17 protein-coding genes and 5 pseudogenes are annotated in these 21317 nt (G+C 58.3%); 7 read left to right on the plus strand and 15 right to left on the minus strand.

Annotation, left to right across the window (positions count from 1 at the left end):
- Positions 1–72 precede the first annotated feature (72 nt).
- Positions 73–204: an IS66 family insertion sequence element accessory protein TnpB gene (tnpB, locus tag AC0L2U_RS27750; RefSeq protein ID WP_473602919.1), complete on the minus strand. Its 132-nt coding sequence runs from the start codon at positions 202–204 to the stop codon at positions 73–75.
- Positions 201–590, minus strand: a complete 390-nt coding sequence (gene tnpA / locus AC0L2U_RS27755; RefSeq protein ID WP_473602920.1) for an IS66-like element accessory protein TnpA — start codon at positions 588–590, stop codon at positions 201–203. Before tnpA ends, tnpB begins: the two co-directional genes overlap by 4 nt.
- Before the next feature lie 144 nt (positions 591–734).
- Here tnpA and AC0L2U_RS27760 point away from each other — a divergent pair.
- Both AC0L2U_RS27760 and AC0L2U_RS27765 read left to right on the plus strand, forming a co-directional pair.
- Positions 735–1663: pseudogene (locus AC0L2U_RS27760) on the plus strand (IS630 family transposase); the annotation flags it as partial.
- Positions 1664–1710: 47 nt separating this feature from the next.
- A pseudogene (locus tag AC0L2U_RS27765) lies at positions 1711–1845 on the plus strand (transposase); the annotation flags it as partial.
- A 647-nt stretch (positions 1846–2492) separates the two neighbouring features.
- Here AC0L2U_RS27765 and AC0L2U_RS27770 read toward each other — a convergent pair.
- From AC0L2U_RS27770 to AC0L2U_RS27780, 3 genes are all read right to left on the minus strand, one after another.
- Positions 2493–3242 (minus strand): LuxR family transcriptional regulator, encoded by a 750-nt coding sequence (locus tag AC0L2U_RS27770; protein ID WP_473602921.1) that lies wholly within the window; start codon positions 3240–3242, stop codon positions 2493–2495.
- 294 nt (positions 3243–3536) lie between these two features.
- Positions 3537–3779, minus strand: a complete 243-nt coding sequence (locus AC0L2U_RS27775) for a hypothetical protein (protein ID WP_473602922.1) — start codon at positions 3777–3779, stop codon at positions 3537–3539.
- Positions 3780–3957: 178 nt separating this feature from the next.
- The gene (locus tag AC0L2U_RS27780) at positions 3958–4083 is read right to left on the minus strand and encodes a hypothetical protein (protein ID WP_473602923.1); all 126 of its coding nucleotides are present in this window, start codon (positions 4081–4083) and stop codon (positions 3958–3960) included.
- A gap of 561 nt (positions 4084–4644) precedes the next feature.
- Here AC0L2U_RS27780 and AC0L2U_RS27785 point away from each other — a divergent pair.
- From AC0L2U_RS27785 to AC0L2U_RS27800, 4 genes and pseudogenes are all read left to right on the plus strand, one after another.
- The gene (locus tag AC0L2U_RS27785) at positions 4645–5163 is read left to right on the plus strand and encodes an asparagine synthase-related protein (protein ID WP_473602924.1); all 519 of its coding nucleotides are present in this window, start codon (positions 4645–4647) and stop codon (positions 5161–5163) included.
- A 53-nt stretch (positions 5164–5216) separates the two neighbouring features.
- A pseudogene (locus AC0L2U_RS27790) lies at positions 5217–5270 on the plus strand (asparagine synthase-related protein); the annotation flags it as partial.
- Between the two features lie 17 nt (positions 5271–5287).
- Positions 5288–5707, plus strand: a pseudogene (locus AC0L2U_RS27795) (asparagine synthase-related protein); the annotation flags it as partial.
- Positions 5704–5925: a hypothetical protein gene (locus AC0L2U_RS27800; protein WP_473602925.1), complete on the plus strand. Its 222-nt coding sequence runs from the start codon at positions 5704–5706 to the stop codon at positions 5923–5925. The pseudogene AC0L2U_RS27795 and the gene AC0L2U_RS27800, both read left to right, overlap by 4 nt.
- Before the next feature lie 174 nt (positions 5926–6099).
- Here AC0L2U_RS27800 and AC0L2U_RS27805 read toward each other — a convergent pair whose 3' ends face one another.
- The 9 genes from AC0L2U_RS27805 to AC0L2U_RS27845 all read right to left on the minus strand — a co-directional run bounded on the left by AC0L2U_RS27805 (position 6100) and on the right by AC0L2U_RS27845 (position 15963).
- Positions 6100–7113 carry a 1-aminocyclopropane-1-carboxylate deaminase gene (locus AC0L2U_RS27805; protein WP_473602927.1) on the minus strand — a complete coding sequence of 338 codons (1014 nt, stop codon included), beginning with the start codon at positions 7111–7113 and terminating at the stop codon, positions 6100–6102.
- Between the two features lie 299 nt (positions 7114–7412).
- Positions 7413–7700, minus strand: a complete 288-nt coding sequence (locus AC0L2U_RS27810; RefSeq protein ID WP_473602988.1) for an exopolysaccharide production repressor protein — start codon at positions 7698–7700, stop codon at positions 7413–7415.
- Between the two features lie 71 nt (positions 7701–7771).
- Positions 7772–8089, minus strand: coding sequence for a ferredoxin III, nif-specific (gene fdxB / locus AC0L2U_RS27815; protein WP_473602928.1), 318 nt, complete (start codon positions 8087–8089; stop codon positions 7772–7774).
- The gene (locus tag AC0L2U_RS27820; protein WP_473602929.1) at positions 8086–8535 is read right to left on the minus strand and encodes a CCE_0567 family metalloprotein; all 450 of its coding nucleotides are present in this window, start codon (positions 8533–8535) and stop codon (positions 8086–8088) included. Before AC0L2U_RS27820 ends, fdxB begins: the two co-directional genes overlap by 4 nt.
- Positions 8536–9087: 552 nt before the next feature.
- Positions 9088–10242 (minus strand): TlpA disulfide reductase family protein, encoded by a 1155-nt coding sequence (locus tag AC0L2U_RS27825; protein WP_473602930.1) that lies wholly within the window; start codon positions 10240–10242, stop codon positions 9088–9090.
- 710 nt (positions 10243–10952) lie between these two features.
- Positions 10953–12224 (minus strand): class I tRNA ligase family protein, encoded by a 1272-nt coding sequence (locus tag AC0L2U_RS27830; RefSeq protein WP_473602931.1) that lies wholly within the window; start codon positions 12222–12224, stop codon positions 10953–10955.
- Between the two features lie 2 nt (positions 12225–12226).
- On the minus strand, positions 12227–12934 hold the full coding sequence (locus tag AC0L2U_RS27835) for a cupin domain-containing protein (RefSeq protein ID WP_473602932.1): 708 nt from the start codon (positions 12932–12934) through the stop codon (positions 12227–12229).
- A 324-nt stretch (positions 12935–13258) separates the two neighbouring features.
- Positions 13259–14038 carry a phytanoyl-CoA dioxygenase family protein gene (locus AC0L2U_RS27840; RefSeq protein ID WP_473602933.1) on the minus strand — a complete coding sequence of 260 codons (780 nt, stop codon included), beginning with the start codon at positions 14036–14038 and terminating at the stop codon, positions 13259–13261.
- Between the two features lie 644 nt (positions 14039–14682).
- A complete protein-coding gene (locus AC0L2U_RS27845; RefSeq protein ID WP_473602990.1) occupies positions 14683–15963 on the minus strand; it encodes a lysine N(6)-hydroxylase/L-ornithine N(5)-oxygenase family protein in 1281 nt (426 codons plus the stop codon).
- 1933 nt (positions 15964–17896) lie between these two features.
- On the opposite strand from AC0L2U_RS27845, the pseudogene AC0L2U_RS27850 reads away from it, so the two are divergent.
- Positions 17897–19467, plus strand: a pseudogene (locus AC0L2U_RS27850) (peptidase domain-containing ABC transporter); the annotation flags it as partial.
- Between the two features lie 906 nt (positions 19468–20373).
- On the opposite strand, the gene AC0L2U_RS27855 reads toward AC0L2U_RS27850, so the two are convergent.
- Entirely contained in the window at positions 20374–21264 is an 891-nt protein-coding gene (locus AC0L2U_RS27855; RefSeq protein WP_473602934.1) for a universal stress protein, read from the minus strand.
- Between the last annotated feature and the right edge of the window lie 53 nt (positions 21265–21317).

Consider the following 21317-nt stretch of genomic DNA (forward strand, 5'->3'; position numbering starts at 1 on the left):
AAATATTATGTGGCGGAGGATTCCAGATTTGGCAGACCCCGGCTGGCACGAGGACGGCTCCGCCACAAAATCTCACCCGATGCATAAGAAGGGATCGGCGGCCAGCACGTTCTGGATCTGGGCGGCCAAGCCATCCATCCCTTTGCGCATATCGCACGGCTGCGTCGCCAGATAGACCCGCACCCCAGACCCAGGCGCTATCATGCCACCGCCTTCAGAGCCGACAGCACCCGCCGCAGCACTGCCTCGCTGACCTCGGCGTCCACCCGCACGCGCACACCGCCGACCAGGACGATCTCAATCATGCCGCGCTGTTCCGCCCCGGCCGCCGCGGCTGGTGAGGCAGCCGACGCGCTGCTGATAACTTCGACGGGGACCAATTCCAGCGGCGAAGCCGCCGACGTCGGCGTGCGCATCTGCCTGCCCCACGTGAACAACAGGTTCGCATTGATGTCATGCCGCCGCGCCACCAGCGACACCGACGCCCCAGGCTCACAGCTCTCGGCAACCAGCCGCTGCTTCTCTTCGAGAGTGTATGACTTGCGCCGGCGGGCGCGCACCGTCTCGCCACGAGAATGTTGGCCTGCCACTCCATCCGTCGCGATCGTGTCCGCTCGTGGACACTATCTTCAGCGTCCAGAGCCCGACCAATATCCGATCCGAACCCCGCCAGGGAAGGCGGTCGTCACCGGGCACTTACGATTCAACATCCACCTCGATGGAGGTGGACGACGATGGGAAGAGCATTGAGCGGGGATCTTCGATCGCGGGTTTTGAAGGCTTCGGACGAGGGCATGTCCGCGCGGCAAGCGGCGGCGCGGTTCGGCGTAGGAGTGTCCAGCGCGATCCGCTGGATTGCGCGAGCCAAGATCGGCGAACTGGCGCCACGCCCGCAGGGCCGCCGTCGCGCCTCCAGCCTCGATGCGCATGAAGCCTTCATCGTCGGGCTGATCGAGGAGCGCAAGGACATCACGCTGAACGAGATGGTGGAGCGGCTCGTCGCCGAGCAGTCGGTGCGGATCAGCCGCAGCGCCTTGAGCGCCTGGCTTCGCGGTCACGGCTGGACATTCAAAAAAAGTCCGCGCACGGACTGGAGCAGGATCGCCCCGACATCCTGAAGCGGCGCCGGGACTGGTTCGACGGCCAGCTCGATCTCGATCCGGCGAAGCTCGTGTTCAGCGACGAGACCGGACTCTCCACAAAGATGGCCCGCCTGCGTGGCAGAGCGCCGCGCGGCGAGCGCTGCCGGGCCGGCGTGCCGCATGGCCACTGGAAGACCACGACCTTCACCGGAGCGCTGCGGCTGACGGGCATGACTGCGCCCTTCGTCTACGACGGCGCCATGAACGGCAACGTGTTCCTGGCCTATGTCGAGTAGGTGCTGGTCCCGACATTGTCGGAGGGCGACGTAGTCGTCATGGACAACCTGCCCGCCCACAAGGCCGCCGGCGTGCGCGACGCGATTGAGGCCGCAGGGGCAAACCTGCTCTACCTGCCGCCTTACAGTCCCGACTTCAATCCGATTGAGAACGCCTTCGCCAAACTCAAGGCGATGCTGCGCGCAAAGGCCGAAAGAACGATCGCCGCGCTGTGGGACACGGTCGGCCTGGTCATCGACCTCTTCACCCCAGCCGAATGTGCCAACTACTTCAAAGCCGCAGGATTGAACCGGATTAAACAGGACGGTGCTCTAGGCATGAAGACCAGCACGAGCCGATCTGGACGGAGTTCCTGCGCAAGCTCACCCGCGGGGGGGTACATGGCGTCAAGCTCGTCGTCTCCGATACCCACCAGGGCCTGAAGGCCGCCGTCACCAAGGTGCTCAACACCACGTGGCAGCGCTGCGCGTCGCGCAACCCATGCCGGCAAGATCGGCCGGCGCGGACTCCATCGCCACAGCTTCCCCAGGAGGCCGAGCCAGCAAATGCCCAATGGCGCGCCGTCGTCGACGAGATCCGGTGGAAGGTTCTGAAACTGGCGACAATTACAAGGCTGAGCCCGACGTCCCCTGCATCAGCTTGTCTTCAGGACTCCTTGGGGCGGTTGCGCAATCAGACCTTCTTCTCGCGGGCAGAAGCCAATGCGGCCATTCGTCAGGCACTTGATTGCATCAACGACCACATCATGCGCCGGCTGTGGGCGTCAGTTGCCGGCAACTGTTCGAGAGTGTCGAGCGTGCCGCACCCGCAAGCCTTATAAGGTGTTTGTGCCTGCGCTGCTGGCTTTACGGGCGAGACGCGCGCGTGCGAGATGGTCAGGGCTCAAGGGTCAAGGAGGAGGACCACCGGCGACATCGGCTGTGAACGCGAGGAGGCTGCGGTCTCACAAGCGAACGAAGCACCCGCTCGGTATTCGCCACGCCCCACCGGCCGACTGTCTGTTCGGGACGCCAGCCCCTTTCTCCTGGCGTACCCGATCAGAATTTCCAGGGATGCGAAGTTCTTTGCAGACGTGACATACCTGCCTTATCCTTCACTATATTGACGCACGCCTTACAATTGTATTATGCCGGCACTGGCCGCCTTGATAGCGGCGACCGTTCTGTTAGCAACGTCCAATTTTTTCATCACATTCTTTATGTGGAAATTCACGGTGTTATCCGAAATCTTCAGAATTTTTCCTATTTCCCACGATGATTTTCCTCTGGCCACCCATAGAATGCACTCCGTTTCTCTTTGCGAGAGACTAACTGGCTTTTCGTTGCCACTCGAATTCGCGAACTCGGCGATTCTAAGGTGGAAGTGTAAGGCTGCGAGCTGCAAGTATGTGATAGTTATATTTTGTAACTCTCGGTCGCAACTCTGAGCGAAGCTCACGACTGCAAGGCTACCATCCGGGCGGTGCAATGGAATGCTAATGCCCGACTTTAAACCAAACGTCGCAGCCTCGTCGAAAACGCGACGTTCGTCTTCTGTCGTACTTGAGTCGTTGTACACGTCGCTCCAACGAAAGGCTCCTGTCCGCTTTCGGCTTGTCTTAATGATGGGATCTATTTTGTCGTATCCCATATCGATATAGCGCTGCAGCCATTCATCAGGATAATTCAGCATGACCGCAGGATCGCGCCGGACCGGCCTCAAAAATTTCTGATTGGGGGTAAGAAGGCCATATGCGATCCACGGGCAATCAAACTTCAGGGCAAAAGAACCTACCAGGCCGAACAACTTTTCCGGTTGAGCAATATCATAAGACTGGTCGAGAAATCGGCCGAACTCGACCGCAAATGCCTCCTTGGTTGCCATTCGCAAATCCGTCGTGGGGACCAAAGAAACCTGGTCGGGAACTCCGATTGCCAACTTTCCAAGTTGAGGAACTGCAGTCATCCGCGAGCTTCCATAGTCTCTGCTCAGCCGCGATCGCGCAGGTGTGTTCACTGGTGCACGAAGCTGCCGGGTCTAAGGTGCCGTATTCGGCACACAAGGCACCGCTAACCTCTACTCCAGCCAACCGCGGCATAAAGTTATTTTATGTTAAGTTCAGTTTTTGAGCGCTTTTTGTAAAAGTCGTATATTGTAAACGCACATGACATAATGGATTTAGCGGTCGGTCATGGGCGGAATATTGTATTCGTTTTCCTGATTGAGTTTGTTTGTTGCTGCGGTATAGCCAGATGATGCTGGCGGGAGAGCCGATCGATAGTTCCGCCCGCCGTAGCTACAATTGTCGTCATCAAAAAAGACGACGCCGCACGCTGACACATGCGCGCTCGAATGCTCGCTGGAAAAATCCTTGAAAGCCTCATTTATCCATAAGCGGAGTTGTTTAAGAAGATTATCCAATATTCCATCTCCAGGTCGTGCCAGCGTTGTTAGACGGTGATTTAAGCCCGAGGATCCCAGCCCAGTGACGAGAGCGACAGTCATGCCGGCGACATGTGGTTCGTGGGCGGGATCGACGTATGTCCTAGTTCCGACCGCCTCGATGACCGCGTCGCCGTCAGCGAGATGCTTTCCAAACCTATTCCGGATTTAATCCGGCGCAGCCGCCCGCCTCGACCATGATGCGCCGACCTTCGGCCGGCTTGGCGGCCAGCGAGAGCGCGGCCTTAAATGCGGCGCGGGCATTTTCGGTGAGCCTGATCATAGGACGACATCCGCTGATGCGTTCGGAAAGTCTCAAGCATGGAACGTGCCAAAAAGGAAATTATCATTAAAGCAATGGGTTAGCAGGTTTGTGTTCCTGTCGGGTACCCGACATTCAGGGGGAAACCTTGCGCCGACGCTAGTCCATGCCGTTCCGTTAAGGCGCAGCGCCACTTGATCGCGATCGCGCGCGGCGTAGCCAATGCTGAGACCGGGCTGAGCGGATGGCCCGGTCGGGGCTAGTTGAGCATGTGCGCATGCTGAAACGACTAGCGTGTTGCACGGGCATTGCTGCCGCAGACCACAACGAGGAAGAGAATTTAGAGGAAAAAGAAACACGGACGCTGCTGCGCCAGTCCTCCTCTCCGCCAAATGTCTGGGCTCGTTCGCTTCAATCAATGTCGATTGGCAATAATGCTCCGGTCCGAGATATGTGCCTCTCTGGTCTTCGACCGAAAATAGCGGGACTCTCGCTCTTTCGCCAGACATTCGCCTAATAGCGCTGTCCCTTGTTGACGCCGGCGCGCATTCACCCGCTCCTAATAGTCTCGCGGAACGGGCCATGGACGCCGACGGGCTTCGTCGCACCCTATGCTCCGTCGCCGACCCGTACAACACCGTATTCCGCGGTATGCGTGAGGTACGTCCTGGCCACATCGTCCGCGTGACCCGCGACGGCGTCCAGCAGATGAGCTACTGGCAGCTCACAGACAGAGGGCACACCGACGATGTGCCTACCACCGTTCGGCACGTCCGCGAGTTGCTGGATGACACAGTTCAGCGGCAGCTCATCGCCGACGTGCCGCTATGCACGCTCTTGTCGGGCGGGCTTGATTCCTCGGCCATGACCGCACTGGCCGCGGGCTTCAGCGACGAACGGATACGGTCGTTCGCCGTCGACTTCGTCGGCTACACTGACAACTTTGTCCCCGGCCCGTGGCGCCCCACACCCGACGGGCCGTACGTGCAGGAGGTCGCGAAATACCTTGGTACTGACCATACGGACATCACGTTGTCCGCAGACGACCTCATGGACCCGAACGTGCGGGCCGCTACCCTTCACGCCCGGACCTGCCGTTGACATTGATAACCTAGAGAGCTCGCTCTACCTGCTGTTCCGGGCCATCGGGCAAACACTCGACGGTGGCCCTGTCTGGGGAGGCCGCGGACGAGCTTTTCGGCGGCTACTCGTTTTCCACGATCCCGCGCACGTTCAAGCCGACACGTTTCCCTGGATCGAAGACAGCGACGATATCGTTCGGCGGTCCCTAGACCCCGGCTTGGTCGAGAAACTCGACCTTCCCGGCTACCTCGACGAGCAGTACCGCAGGGCACTTGCGGAAGTACCCGCTCTGACCGGGCCTGCCTCGGCCGATCCGCACGAGCCTCGCATGCGCGAGGTCTGCTACCTCTTTCTCACGCGTCACCTGCCGACGCTGCTCGACCGCAGGGACCGGATGAGCATGGCTTTGGGTCTCGAGGTGCGGGTCCCTTTCTGCGACCACCGCCTCGTCGAGTACGTGTTCGGCACCCCATGGGCCCACAAGACTTTCGACGGGCGCGAGAAGAGCCTGCTGCGACCGCCACCGCGGACCTGCTCCCGCAGTCGGTGGTGCAGCGAGTGAAGAGTGCGTATCCCGCTATCCAGGATGCCACCTATGACAGAATGCTGCGCATGCGGTTCACCGCGCTGCTGAATGACCGCAATGCGGCAGTGGCACCGCTGTTGTCCGTCGACAGGTCCCGCGCGTTGCTCGATACGACCGACAACCTCAGGGGGGTAGAGCAAATCCTGACCCTGCAGGATTTCCTGACCGATTACAACGTGAGCTTCACCATCTGAGACGACAGAACACGCAAAAGGATAGCAAGGAGGTCCGGCGTCCCAACGGCGTTGGGCTCCATGGCCAGGAGACGACGGGCCTGATATCGGGTGGCACTGAATTAACAGCATGCTGTAACTTGCAAGTGCGACATGCTAATAAAACAAGACTTCTGCCTTTAAGACTATCGAGCCTCAGCCACTGCGAAAGGTGTAGCCGTAACCATTGATCGCGGGCGCGCCGCCGAGATGCGCGTAGAGGATCCTCGACCCTTCTGGAAAGAAGCCTCTGTGGACGAGGTCGATCATGCCTTGCATTGATTTGCCCTCATACACGGGATCGGTAATCATGCCCTCGAGCCGCGCGCACAGACGGATCGCCTCCTTGGTTTCCTCCGATGGAATGCCATAGCGCGGATACGCGTAATCCTCGAGCAACACCACGTCATCCTCGACAAGTTCCGTTCCGAGCTCGACGAGGGTCGCTGTATGTCGGGCAATGCCAAGCACCTGCGCCTTTGTCTTTGCGGGAGTGGCAGAGGCATCGATACCGATGACGCTGCGCTGGCGACCGTCCTCGGCGAACCCGACGATCATGCCGGCATGCGTTGAACCCGTCACAGTGCAAACGACAATGTAGTCGAAGGCAAACCCAAGCTGTTTCTCCTGGGCGCGCACTTCCTCGGCGAACCCGACATAACCAAGGCCGCCGTATTGGTGGACAGAGGCACCGGCTGGTATCGCATAAGGTCTGCCGCCCCTTGCCTTGACATCATAGAGCGCCTTTTCCCAACTGTCGCGGATACTGATGTCAAAGCCCTCGTCGACCAGGCGCACCTCTGCGCCCATGATGCGGCTCAAGAGAATATTGCCGACCCGGTCATAGACGACATCTTCATGTGGGACCCAGCTCTCCTGAACCAGAAGACATTTCATGCCGATCTTGGCGGCGACCGCGGCGACCATGCGCGTGTGGTTGGACTGCACGCCGCCGATGGTGACGAGCGTATCGGCATCTGACGCGATCGCATCAGGAACAATGTATTCGAGTTTGCGCAGCTTGTTTCCGCCGAATGCGAGACCGGAGTTGCAGTCCTCGCGTTTGGCGTAGATCTCCACCTTGCCGCCCATATGGTTGCCGAGGCGGTCGAGCTTCTCGATGGGCGTAGGTCCAAAGGTGAGCGGGTAGCGTTTGAACTTTTTCAGCATGTTTTCTCCAGCGGCACGTGGTTGAGCTGAACGAGCGACGCAGAGCTTTTTGTAAGAGGCTTATTTGACGGTGAAGTCGGCTGCCTTCGGATGTTCAAACAGAGCGCCACTGTTATGTTTTCCGGCGCTTCGTTCGCCAGCGAGACGAAGCAATCCATGTCTATGGACCGAAACTGCACCCCTGGCGTTAGAACAATCAGAATGCCATCACCCGCAACCATACCAGGCATCGATCAGTTCAATATTCAATAGTAGATCCAAAGTGATGAATCCGTGCTCCTATCTTGTTATAAGGCGCCTCATGGGAGGAGCAGCGATATGCCTAGCATTCGATTGCGCTGGGACACGTCTTGAGTTTCATTCCTACGTTCTTCTTCATCGGGCGACTGGTGTCGAACTTCCTGGGAACCGAAAAGCTCAGCACCTTGCCCGGCGTTTCCAGCGCAGCTGGATCGCCAAATCAGAAACAGCACACTTACGAAATAGCCGATCTGGAGCAGCAACGAACAGCCCAGCGTCGTGACCACTGCTAGACGGATCGAATGCGAGGCGCAGTAAACCGTCACAGCGTTGATGCACAGGACCACTCCGAGGAACCGACAAAAGATTATGAAGCGCAATGCCGTTCTCCTCGTTTTGTCTCGTCAAATCATCCAGCTCATGCTGCGATCTGATCTGCCGCGACATGGGTCTGGCAGTTCTTTGGGCAGACCCGCCCGCAGGCTCCGCAACCAATGCATCGGCCGGCATGGTCGACGACCATGATCATGCGATTGAGCTCGCCATCGAAATCGTCGTCACCGCCGTCGCAGGCGCCGAGGATTTCACCCGTGTCATCTACTCCGTAAAGGTGCATGACCTCCCGAGAGCAGACCTTGAAACAGCGCCCGCAGCCGATACAGATCTTGCCATCTATGGTCGTCAGATATTCCGGTATCCATCTGGAACCGTCACGCGTGATGAATGCGCTCCTCACTGTAAACTCTTCATTTTCGCGAGCTCTCTCCTGGCACCGTGCAACTCCGCGTAAACGGCGTGCGCCTTGTCGGCCACTTCCTCTATCTCAGTCCATTTCACCGGAAGACCCTCGGCAAGGTCGCGCAGGTTCGTCTTAGCAATTGCTGCGCGCAGTTGAAGCTTTCGGACCTTCTTCACCATCTCATCCAAGCTTGACATGATCCTTCCTTGAAAATCGGTCTTTTCACGCCCGCGACATCGCAATAGCTGCAATCGCATCATCGACCAGTTTGGTTCCGTCCGCGACTTCCCTGAAAGCCTGGAAGCCCAACCGCCGGACGCCTCGACAGAACGACCAACTGCCGTCCGCAAAAAGCATGAGCCAGAGGCCCAGAAACTTTCAATCCTATTGTGGCGTTTCATCACGCCTGAGCTCACCTCGATCGCTATCTCCGCCGGAAACATAGTGCCTCCACATGCAGATCCGGATCGCGCATGATCGGATCTTCCGGCGCAGTTCCTTGACGATGAAGCCGGCCAGCGGCTCGATCCCCGATTTCCCTTGCATGAGCCCTGTGAGTCCCTGAGCATCGGATAAGCCGCAGGGGAGGCGTTGGTCCACAGGGGCAAGTCGCTCCTTTTTGACGGCAGGCCAGGCGAGAGATTTCGTTTCCTCAATCCACTCCTCGTCCGCAACGGAGGATTTCCGCTTTCCGATACGCCGAGTTCGGGCACACCTGCGCAATCCACGGCTGGCGTGGGAAGCGCGATTCCACGCAGTTGACGTCTTCGTGGCCGATCTCGAATACGCCCTGAACTGTGATGCCTTCAAAGACAGGCCAAATTTGGCTCGAACTTCTCTTCCGCGCCGTGTCCGCTTGTTGGTCACTAATGTCTGAGCCTCTATTTGCAGCAAACGATCCCGCCTCTACTGCCCTGGGCATACTTCCTGCCGACGCGCCGCCGCAGACAGTCGGCCAGGTTCAATTCCACGTGTTCCTTTGTGATCTTTGCTCATCAGGCGGCTGCGGTTTGAGTTTCCGGAGCCTTATTTTGCGGAACTACGCAGAGATCCGCGTAAGAGGCGTTCTCACCCGTGTAGTTGGCCATGGCTTGGAGCAAGGGGGTAAGGTAGTACTGTTCGATGTGGGCTGGCATTGGCTCCGGAAGGTCGAGCGATTTCAGCGCAACCTCGATCAGCTCGATCGCGCGAACCTTGTTGCCACACTCATAATAATACTGAGCGACCGGAACGTACCAAACAAATTTGAGGGGGCCGTCGCTTTGTGGGGAACTCAGTGCCAAGATCTGTTCAGACAGCTCTTTGCCCATCGCGAAGCGCTCAGCAGGAGGAAGATGGGAGTTGTTCGTCGAGGAATCGAAGAGTTGCTTCAGGGCCATTACCATCCAGGACACGGCCTCAAACTTCTTGTCGATAGCGTCGTCGACTAGTTGGCGCATAACTGGCAAGCCGGTCTCCAAGTCGCGCATCTTGTGAAGCAGAAGATCCGCATGAGTATGCCGGAACCCGTAATTGTCTGGCATCAAAGCGAGGCCTTCTTCGACGGCCGAGAGTGCCGCCTTCCATTCCTGCGCCTGCATCGCCGGCTGGAGTTTGGCGTATATCGGTTCGGTCAGCGCCAGTTCGCGCGCTGTGCGCTGGTTCCCATCGATCCGCCCTTTGTCGGCGGCTTTCGCTTCGTCGCTGCTGCGCCAGCTTCCTCCTATAACTCTGGGTAAAACGTCATCGAGTTCCGATGGGTGGCCGATGAATGCGATGCGGCCGTCGCGGTCCACCAGGAACGAGGCAGGAATCCCGAGAGAAGAACTCGCCTTCATCCAAAGTCTGTTCATTTCGCCTGTATAATCGAGGGCAATCCGATAATTTAAATTGGGGAATCTCTGAACCAGCCAAGCATCCAAGCTCGTCCGCGTCTCCTCCGCGGTCGGGCCATCTTCGCTAGCTGCGACTCCGACCACCTCAAATCCGCTATTTTTAAATTTGTCCTGTAGCTGCATCAGATGGGGCATCGCCGCCACACAAGGTCCGCATCCAGTCGCCCAAAACTCAACAAGGTACACCTTGCCGGGTTGAAAGTTCGCGAGGGGCTTGCCACGGACCCAGTTGCTGACTTTGATCGGAGGAGCCGGGGACTCGATACGCAACACCATGTTGTTCTCCAAAAGCTTTTCCCGGACCTCGTTAGCGCCCATAAGCGATCTGGCACTACCCTCAGGACCGGAACACACGGAAGGCCATCACACCTGTTGCGTGGTCTCATGCGGGTCAACCCACCATCGCCGCCCCTCAACGAGCAAAGGCCGTGCCAGCGCGCCTGGCACGCTGCAAACGCTTTATTGGCTTCAATAAGTTGGACAGAGCCAAGAGGACGGTTGTTTCCATCCCGACATGTTTTCTGCCGGCTGTCAGGTTTTGGACACGCATCTCTGGTGCGTAAATCGCTTAGAACAGCGAACAGCGCCGGGTCGATGAGGCCGGGCATATCGAGTGCGAGCTGCCGGAGCGCGTATGCTGTTTCGCTAGAGGGCGGATGCCGCATGCACCTTCCATTATTTTCATGACAGAGGTTCGGCAGCGTTGCAGATTCCAGTGCCTCGACCCATGGCGGGTTTGACCGTACTCGGACGGCAATCCCCCAATGCCGGAGCGGTTGTTCAGCGCAGAGCCCACACCGGCATTTGCGGCAGTAAGGACTGGAAGCTCGGCGTCAACCATTTGCTGGTTCAGTTGGCAAATCTGGTCTCAAGAGCTAGGTAGCGGCCTTCAGGCGTCAGCGGCAGCGAGTAAAGACATTGTCTTCATCGGGCTTTGATTGCCGCGCACCTCCGGTCGAGGTTCGGCTAGCTCATACGCTCGCTGGTCATTTAAGGTTTTCTGACTTGGCATAGAACGCGAGCAGGGGTCCGAGATCAAAGATCGTCCCTGGCGCAAGTCGCCGCACGGACGTGGGCCATGTTTCGGGTGAGACGCCGTCAATGCCTCGCGCAAGCGTTGTGGCAAATCGGGGCATCAGCGGTGCGAGCGTATGCGCAAGGATAGCAGCGGCCGTTGCCTGAAGCGCGAGCCAAGTCCGGGTGCGAGCGAGATAGAGACTTCGCGCCACTGCATAGTCTTGCGCCTGACGGTAGATTACGCAATCGCGCACGAAATCGCAGGCCTGCACGGCCGCGCGACGGACCGAGAAGCCATCATCCGAATAGGTGCGTTCCATCGCTGCGCGATGGTTCTCTATCCGAGCAAGGAAAGCGCGATCTGTGGGAGCCCAGTCGCCTGCGTCGGGCACACAGCCACCAAAGTCCTGCTTGATTTCCCGGTGCAGCGCATCAAGCCAATTCAGCCAGATCGCCTGGAACACCTCATTGTCGGTGGGGTGTAGCGCGTCCAGCGTGAAGTTCGTCCGCTCACCTTCCGGGCGTGTCAGGCCCAAATGAAGGCGCACGACGTCGACTGTCCTTGGACCCAGAACCTCCTTACCCCACACCGCATGGCGGCGGCTGGTCGAGAACTTCTGCCCATCGAGCAGGTAGAACTCATTCACGTGATACCGGACTCGCGGGGTCCAGTGGGAGAACACCTCGGCATAAACAGCGGGGTAGAGTAGCGCGTGGTAGAAGGAATTGTCGAAACCGAAGAAATGGACAATCTGCCAGTCGTTGCTGGGCATGGCCGCATTCCAGTCGCGCCCAAGCATGCGAGCTAGCGTCTGGATGTTGTAAAGGAATCCGAAAGCCATCTCCGGCCAGACCCAGATGACCTGCCCAGGCAGTCCTTCGGCCGGCAGGCCCCAGTTCGAGGGGTGGGTTATGGGCACGGAAAGGTCGGCGCGTTGGCGTAGACGCGCGAAGAGGTCCAGGATCCGAACGGGGGCGCCCGACGCCCTTAAATGCCGGTCTATGTTGACATAGCACCGTTCCAGAGCGAGTTCGGGGCGGCGCACGAAGCCGACCAGCGGCGCCTGGGCCGAGTGCCGCGACCGGACTGCACCCAGGTCGTGGCATAGATTCGGGGCGCCGCATTCCTCGCAGATGTTGCCACCGGCGGAGGCGCCGCAATCGGGACAGAGGCCGCTAACATCCGGTTCGTAAAGGTAATCGCCTGTCACGGCGTCAAACAGCGCAGGGCTCTCGGTCACATCTACGGCCGGCTGCTCAGAAGACTACGGAAACACGCGGCTTGAAATTCGCCATAAGCGGCATCGCCCATCGTCTGTAGGAAGCTGTGGATCTCGCAGTCAAGAAGACCAAGCGTGGTGCGAACCTCGTGCGCGTAGTGGCGAGCCACCTTTGCGGGCGTCGATTGATCGGCATCGGCACGCGTCACAACGTAGCTTTGGTAATCGTCGCTCCCAGTCAGATGATAGGCCTCGGCCCCTTTCATGCGCAGGAAACGCGTGTAGACATCTGCACCCAAATAAGGACCAGAAAGATGCCCCAGATGCAGATCGCCATTAGGCGTCGGCGGCGTGGAGAAGACGAAGATCGGCCGGCCGGGAGCCGCGACCTGTGCAGCGGCATCGAGGGCGACCTTGCCGTCACGCCAGTAGACATCCACGAAATCTAGATCTTCGTCCCCATCGTTATGTAGTACATGGGCTTCAAATGGGTCGAACAGAACTACGTCGCCGGCTTTGATCGAGATTTCCCCTTGGTCGGTCCTGACCTTGCCCGCGCCAGACAGGACTACGAAAGCCTCGATTTCGTCGTGCCGGTGGAGCTCGGATGTGACGCCCGGTGCCACCTTGCCAAATGAAAATCCGGTGCCCGCGCTTCCGGTTCCAAACGTGGCCACGTCAATACCGAACGCCCGCGACAGTTCCGTTCGAGAAAACGTGGATTTGCGCATAACGAACCTCAGCTATTCAAGCAGTGGTATCTTCGGCCGCCAACGCAAAGCCTCTGCCGCAAGTAACGAAGAGAGGCGGCAGCCCGGACCCGTTGGCGCTCCCTCCAGAATAATCCAACTCTAGCCCCCAGGCGGGCCAAGACGGGCACGCCAGTACGGCTTTAGGCGTCACGGAAGACCGCCCGGCGATCACCCCACAATCGTCGTGCCAAAGCCGTGACGGCTGCGGCGCTGCTCCAGCAGCCCACAATCGAAAACGCAATGCTCTCCGCATTTTGAGCAGCCGATCAGTTTCCTGTGCATGCCTCGCCTAGCTGCGTGAGTTCAATCGCGGTAGAAGATGCCGTTTGGCGGCTTGAGATTGTCTAGATCGGCCACTTTGCCCTCTGGCGGATTAACGGCGCGCTTAAGCACATTATATTCGGCGCGGGTCGGCCCACCGGTTGAAGCACGCCGGAAGACCAAGTAGAGCGTCCGCCGCGAACGGTTGCTCTTGTTCGGTTGCGAGTAATGCGGTGCGTAATCGTCGAAGATGAAGATGTCGCCAGCCTTCCATATTACGGGTTCCCAGGAGAACGTTTCGGCGACCTCAGGATCAATCACGCCACAGGCATCCATGGGAAAGATCCCCTTCTTGTGGTTGCCGGGGCTGAAGAAAAGGCCGCCGTTGTCCGGGTCGGAGTCGTCGATGCCTACCGCAACGACCGCATGGACCATCCGGTCGGGCAGTCCGTGTGGAATGTGATAGATGTCCTGATGCGGGCGATAGCCGCCGCTGTCGGGATACTGGATAATCAGCAACTCCTTGAGCCTGCGCGACCGTTCATCAAGCAGCTCCTCGACGGCAGCCTCTATGCGCTGATCGTCGAGGAGCAGATGACGCAATGGATCATGGAAGTCGAGAATATTCTCGGCCTTCGAGGTGATCTTTCGATTATCCGTCGTCTTCTCGAACCACATGAGCCATTTGTCATCGCTGACCTCCCAGCGTGATACGTCTTCAACAAAACTGGAAATGCATTCCACAGCCACGGCATCGAAAAACCTTTCGAGCCTGACATAGCCGTCCTTATGCCACTTTTCTCTTTGTGCGTCAGTCAACATACGAAAAGCCTCCTGTTCGTAGGACGGTGGTCTAACTCCCGCTTATGGCAGTCGGGCTCGGGTCAGGCTGTGCATCGACGCAGACGGTACTCCACGGCATCTGGGGCGGCGGTGCTAAGCACGTTCCGCTCCGGGTATGTTGCAGGGCTTTGTTGTCCCTCCTCACTGGAGAGATCGTCGAGGCTTGTAAACGTCTGCGGGGCGGTACGTCTAAAGGGTACACGGCCGACCATGCTATTGATGATGCGGCTGCTCGGTAGGCGACCTTTCGTGCGGTCTGATCCAGCACAAGCCGTGCCCCACACAAACTTCTGCGACACGGTCCCATTGGGGCTGGGCGATCAGGGCCGGCACATGCGCGACATGAGCTCCACCGATGAGCCACGACGCCCACTGCTACGGGCCGGTACCCTCCGCTGAGCGTCGACCAGGAATGGCCACCAAGGCCACTGCGCAGTTTCGAGTGAGCGACCTGCTAGGGTCTTTGCGGCCGAAGGCGAAATGCTCGCTCGCGGAGTCATGAGATGGGCCGCTGAGTCCAGCTGGTTCAGTTGCGATGTTTTCGGAGAAGGCTCCGGCTTTCGCTACGGCGAAGGACGACATCGTTCCTTGGATGCCACCGCTGATGATCCGTAGTCGGCGGGTCATATCCCGCCGCCCATTTCTGCAACGGGGTCGAACCAGCTGTCGGCGGAGGTAGGGCTGATGAAGCCGGGATGCTCAGAGTCGGCGCGCGGCGCGCGCCCCAGAAGGCTGTCGAGGATGCGACGCGCTCGCCAGGCCAGTAGGCTTAGATTCGGATCAGCCAGCCCGCGCTGCCCGAGGCTCGCGTTTTGTACGAAGATGCGTCTGTCACACGGTCCGTCCCAGCTCACCGAAAAATCGTCGCCAATGGCCAGTTCATTGTCGATCTTTTCCAGCCGGTCCGCCATCGGTTCCAGGAAGGCTGGTATCGCGTTCTCGTAACCGGTGGCCAGGATGACGAAGTCGGCCGTGACTTCTTCGAACTCGTCCATGCCGTGCCGCAGGGTCAGCCTGTGAGCCGCGCCGGCATTGGTGCAGTGCAAGACCGTGCAGCCCGGCCGCAGTGCGATTGCGCATTGGTTTGGCTCAAGAAATGCGTGGCGGTACAGCGCCCGATAAACAGCGCGCAAAGTGCTTTCCGAAATGCCGTCCGAAGCAAGCATAAAACGCCTCAGGAACAGCCTGCGGTGTGACTCGCTCATAGCCGCAAAACGATCCGAAAAGCAGGGCATGAACAACTCGTTTGTGAACGGGCTGTCGTCGAGGGGCAGGTAGTTTTCGCGTTGCGAGGCCCAAGTGATTGAGGCAGGCCGCCCTTCTTCCGGCAGGCCGACAAGATGCAACAGCACCTCGGCTCCCGACTGTCCCCCGCCGACCACACAGACACGCTTTTTGTGCACCTCAGGGTGGATGTGCAGTAATTCAGATGAGTGGAACAGATTGCGTCCAGTCCACCCCTTAAACTGAGGCGGAACTTTCGCCTGCTTGCCAATGCCGATCACGACGTTTCTGGCGCTGAGAGCCGCGTTATCCGTGCGCACCCGAAACTCGCCGTCAAAGCGAATTTCGCGCACCGTCTGGCCGCCCCTGACAAGCGGGTTCCTCTGGAAGGCCCAGCTCAGATATTGCTCGAACTCAGCTCTGAGCACGGCCTCGAACTGTGCATTCAGGAAATGGTAGAGACGCCCGTTCTCGTGCAGGTAGTTTATGAAAGTGTAGGCTGATCGCGGATTCACGAGCGTGACCAGATCCTTGAAGTGGCTGACCTGGAGCTCCGAGGAATCGAATGCGCTGCCTGGGTGCCAGCGGAAGTCGACTTGCCGATCCAGGAACAAGGCCCCTTGCCCAATTTGCTCGTGTATCTGACACGCAAGGCTCAAATTAGACGGCCCGGCACCCACTCCAATGCAAGAGAGCTCTACTTGCTCTGCTCGTGTAGGTGTTTCCCAATCAGGCGACGATCGCGGCGAATATCGGCCACTTGGTTTACGCTCCACACGGGCATTCTCCTCCGCGCCGCTGGAGTTGCTAGAAGCTTTCGAGTGGTTAGCTGTGAAGCCCGTGGATCCCAGCATAGTGATGAGATCGACACTCATGTCGGCGAGGTGTGGGGCGGCGCGATCGACGGCCCGCTGCCCGCTTCGAATGATCGCGTCTCGGTCAGCGAGATGCTTTCCAAGCTTATCCCGTGTTTTGATCGAGCGCAGTCGCTCCCTCCAACATAAGCCGCCGACGTTTGAGCAGCTTGAGGATTCGCGAGGGCGCGGTCTCGAATACGGCGATAGCATTTTTCCGTGGGCCTGATCATAGGAGGCATCCTTGATGTGTTCAGAAGGACCCTTGCATCTAGCGTGCCACAAGGAAATTGACCGATATCGGACAGTGAGGGGTAAACCGTACGCCGGGCAAGGCCCAAGCGGCCGATCGGTCGAATTGCGTCATGGCAGGCACTATGACCCAGTGGACACAGCCTCGGTTGCTTAGGCCGTCCGGCCTCTGTCCGACATACGGGTCCTGACCTCATTGCCAACCCAACGCGACGACTTAGTCCCTGCTGGCGGTTTTCCGGTTGTCGGGTCCGCCATCCGCGATGCTTTGCTGGTGACACGCGCGCACTCCATGTAGCCGTCGAATCTGCTGAACAGGGTTCTAAGACGCTCCCCGTGGGATTGGGATGTCTTTTGAGGTTCTCTTTGCCTGGCACCACACGCCGCCGACCGGCATCACGGATTCATTCTCTTGGGCTCTATGAGAGGAGGACCGGCGATCTGCCGGCCGACAGCATCGTTGACTGATGTGCCTGTTCTCTACGGGAACAATGAAGCATACGTGTACGGAAGAGAGCATCCTCTCCAGACGATCAGAACGACTTTGGTAGACTGTTGTCGGGTTTGTCGAATTCGCGACATGGTGATGTTCGGCCCGATGTGTGGCCGCGTTCGCAACTAAGCCTCTAACGATGCGCAAGCGCTGTTTGGAGTTTCCTGTACAGTTGGCACGACATTTGATGATCTCCTTGTGCGGCGGCACACGCCGCTACGATGCAGCTATTGTTTCATCCCGTAATTTCACGATCTATGAAAGAAAAAATGAAGATCAATATGCAAGCCTATGGTTTGATCGAGTTAACGCGCGAAGAAGCACGTGCAACGTCCGGAGGGTGGTTCTGGCTAGCGTCGTAAATATTTGGCTGAGTTGCTGCGATAGCTCTTGGTATAGCAGCTGTGATAGAATATGTTAAGCATCATTAAGTGATTTATTTTATTCGAGACTGCTCTGGGGTTGACCTCGGTCATCTCCAGGCAGTTGTCGCCTGGGTTTGCCGGCAGCGTGATGTTCGGCCGACGCAATCTCAGTTGGATTGGGAATAAAGCTACAGAACGCCTTTTTGGCCTCTATTTGCGTGGTCGGCATGGGTATCGCCGCCATTGGACGCGGGGGAGTGCTGCCAAGCGGCAGAATGATAGGCCGACATTCATCGTTTTGAAAAAGAAAACCAATGAATACCGAGACATCAGTATACGGATTGACCGCGCCAACCCGAGAAGCGGGATCGTCAACTTCCGGTGGTCTTTGGTTCATAGCCTTAGCTTCTGCGGTAGGATTCGTTGGTGTACGCGCCGAAGACATGGTGAATGATTGGCAACATTATCGACCAATATCATTGTAACCAGCGAGATCGGCATCATTATCTCACTTGTTCCTGAGCTCGCCAACTGCACTGCAGAGAGCATCCTTTCTCGAGGATCAGAGAGAGCTTTGATCATCTACAAGATTATCGTGCTCTCTGGGCTGCGGCCTTGGCGTCGCTGCCTTTCATCACCGTAATGCTGGGGCAACCGCAATCTGCTCAACCTGATGAGTGTCGCCATGCTGCTGATGTTGGTTGTGCAGATCCTGGTCGATCTCCTCAGAAACCGGCTCGTGCTGCAAACGGGGCAGAAGATCGACGTCCAGCTGATCCTCGGCTACTACAATCACATCCTGAGCTTGCCTCAGAACTTCTTCGACAGCATGCGCATGGGCGAAATCATCTCCCGCATGAATGACGCGGTGAAGATCAGGAGCGTCCTGAACGACGTCTCGATCAACATGTTCGTCGACGTGCTAACGATACTGTTCTCGTTAGGGCTGATGTTCCTCTACTCGTGGAAGATCGCCTTGGTCGTGGCGGTCTCCATCCCCTTGTACCTCTCAGTCTATTGGACCATTAACCGGCTGAATAGGGGCCGCCAGCGCGCTGTGATGGTGAGCGCTGCCGAACTGCAGACGCAACTGGTGGAATCACTCGGAACTGTCTCCACGATCAAGACCTCCGGCATGGAGAGCTTTGCCAACTTTAAGATGGAGACCCGCTTCATCAAAATGCTGCACTCCGTCTACAGCTCCGGCCTGATCTCGATCTTTGGAAACAGCACCTCGACTTTCCTCGCGACTCTATTCACCATCATGCTGATGTGGTACGGAACGACGCTTGCCCTGGATTAAACCGTCACACCCGGCGAATTACTGTCCTGCTATACCTTGCTGGGCTATGTCACCCGGCCGGTTGCCAGCCTCATCCAGACCAACCGGGTCGTTCAGGATGCTTTTATCGCGGCAGATCGCCTGTTCGATATATTCGACCTGGAGCCGGAAAGCGGTGGGGGCATCGACGCCACCAAATGCGGCATTGGCGACATCCACCTGGGGAATGTCACGTTCCGCTATGGCGGGCAGCTGGACCTTTTCCAGGATCTTAGCGTCACCTTCCCCCGCGGGGAATGACTGCGGTTGTGGGTGAAAGTGGCTCGGGCAAGAGCACCCTTGCGGCGCTGCTGCAGAATGTCTACCCCCTTGAGGGTGGGCACATCCGGATTGGCCCCTATGCTATCCAAGACCTCTCGACCGTATCCCTGCGCAAGGTCGTCGCTGCGGTGCCCCAATCGATCGACGTGTTCTCGGGATCGGTCATCGACAACATCGCAATTGGCGAATTCGAGCCGGACATCGCGAAGATCCATCGCATCTGCGCTCAAACAGGGCTGAGGGATGTGATCGAGCGCTGGCCGGGTGGCTTCCAGGCCTATCTCGGCGAGAACGGCGTGCGCCTCTCCGGGGGCGAGAAGCAGCGCCTAGCGTTGGCTCGTGCTTTGTACCGGGATCCGGAGAGCCTGATCCTCGATGAAGCGACGTCATCACTCGACTCCGTCGCCGAGGCGTTTGTCCTACGCGTGGTCGAGGATCTGCGTCGGGACGGCAAGACTGTCGTCGTCATCTCTCATCGACTGAGCACCATCCGTGGGGCCGACAAAATAGTCGTCTTAGAAAAGGGGCGGGTCGTTGCGGAGGGAAAGCATGCTGATCCGGTGACAAGTGAAGGCGCCTACACCCGCTTGTGGCGAGCGCAAACTGAATCCAGCTAACAGCTGGGTGAGGCTTGATCGCAGAATCTCCCAAGGCCATAAGCTAGACTAGGGTGGCGTAATGTTGTTGCTGTCCGGCCTCAGGGGCGCACTCCAAATCTGCGGCCGCCCGTCGCCTCATGGGATCTTTGTATCATGCGGGCGGTCTGCCTTCGCCGCGCGGAGTTGGTTAGAATTGCGCAGCCGGGGCGAACGCGGATGGCACTTCGCAGTTTGATGAAGCCCCAGGACGGTCTCATCGATTTCGCAATGGTGGGCAATGTTGGTGGTGGTCCACGCACTGCCCGCGAAAACTCCTGCCGCCCGGCAAGTCGGCTGGAAGCCCGTTCTTAAAAGGCCCCGCCTTTATGAAGGTAGAACCTGAATTCGCGTCGCGATCTGGCATGGAGTCCTTAGTCGCATTTGGTGGCCCGCATTCTTGCCGTAGATGCGCTTCATCGAAAAACGATTAAATTTTACAAACGCCAACGAATGAAATCGCTGCTCGGGACCTTCTGAGGACGATCAGCTGCATGAACTTCCGTCGACGTTGTTTCGGTTGTCCTATGTCATGCTGGTTTTTCAGCTGTCAGCAGCGCGTTCGCTATGGTCGACTATCTTCTTTGTGATCTCGGGATTCCTGATCAAGTCCGACATCGTCGAGCGGACAGACAGAGCCTAATTCTCGCTACTGGACGTCTGTCCCCGCCGTATTCGACGGAATTTTCCCTGCCCTGCGCGTGCGGTGTCATCTCGGGTGAGCAGAACCACAGGCGCAATTGAAGAAGGGGGTCATATTCCCAGTGGCGCCGCGTGCAGATCCTGCAAGGGGCTTCTCGCCGTCCCCTTTCTTGTGCAGCTAGCATCAGAATAGGTCACCCGGGAAGAAGCAGAGCGTCGAACAGCGTCGTCGCAACTCCGGACGAGTCAGCGCGCCAAAAACAGCGGCAATGTCGGCTTCTCGAATATCCATCGCGTCACACCGCCAAAGAGTCGCTCACGTAATCCACGGCTGCCATAAGCGCCCATGACGATCATTTCGGCAGACGTGTCGATTGCGTGCTGCGCAAGCACCGAACCGGCCGATTTGCCGGCACTTGGCAGAAGGTCAACCGACACCGGAACACCATGTCGAGTGAGATAGGCAGCGATGTCGGCTCCAGGCTCCGCGCCCTTCCCGTTGTAATTCGCCTTCGGGTCGACCAGGGCGACACGAACGTCCTCAGCAACGCAGAGGAGACCTAGCGCTTCCCGAACCGCACGGGTAGCCTCGACGCGCGAATCCCAACCGACCAGAACGCGCCGTGGCCACAGTGTTGCCTCAGCCCCCATCGGCACAACGAGCACCGGCGTTCCCGTATCGAACAAGCAGCCGTTGACTACAGGAGGTCCGAGAGTCTCGTCATCCAGAAGGCCCGGTCCGATGATCGTGAGATCGGAACAGCGCGCCCGCTGTCGTGCCAATTCACCCAGGCTAGCCGGATCGCAGCAGTCGGTGTCGATGTCAAATGAGAGCGACATGGATCCCAGCAGCTTCTGGAGATCTTTGGAGCGTCTTTCCAGTCTCGCCACGTCCTGTGTAAATCGATCGATTGCCCGAAAACGATCGTTCAATCGGGCAATTGCCAGTCCACGTCCCACAGGCCATTCCGGGACACCATCTCCAATCGACGGATAATACGACATGATGAGCATCGGAGGCGGTAGGATCAGCACGGAAAGATGCGCGCCGACTTCGACACACAAGCGGGCGGCAGTTCTGACGTCCTGATCGGAACCGTCAGCGCCGGTCACGCAGAGTACGCTTTTGAAACCCATTTGCCTATTTCCTCCCGAGTTCAAGCCGAACCAGCTCACAGCGAGGAAAGGGC

The organism is Mesorhizobium sp. WSM4808, from assembly GCF_055811675.1.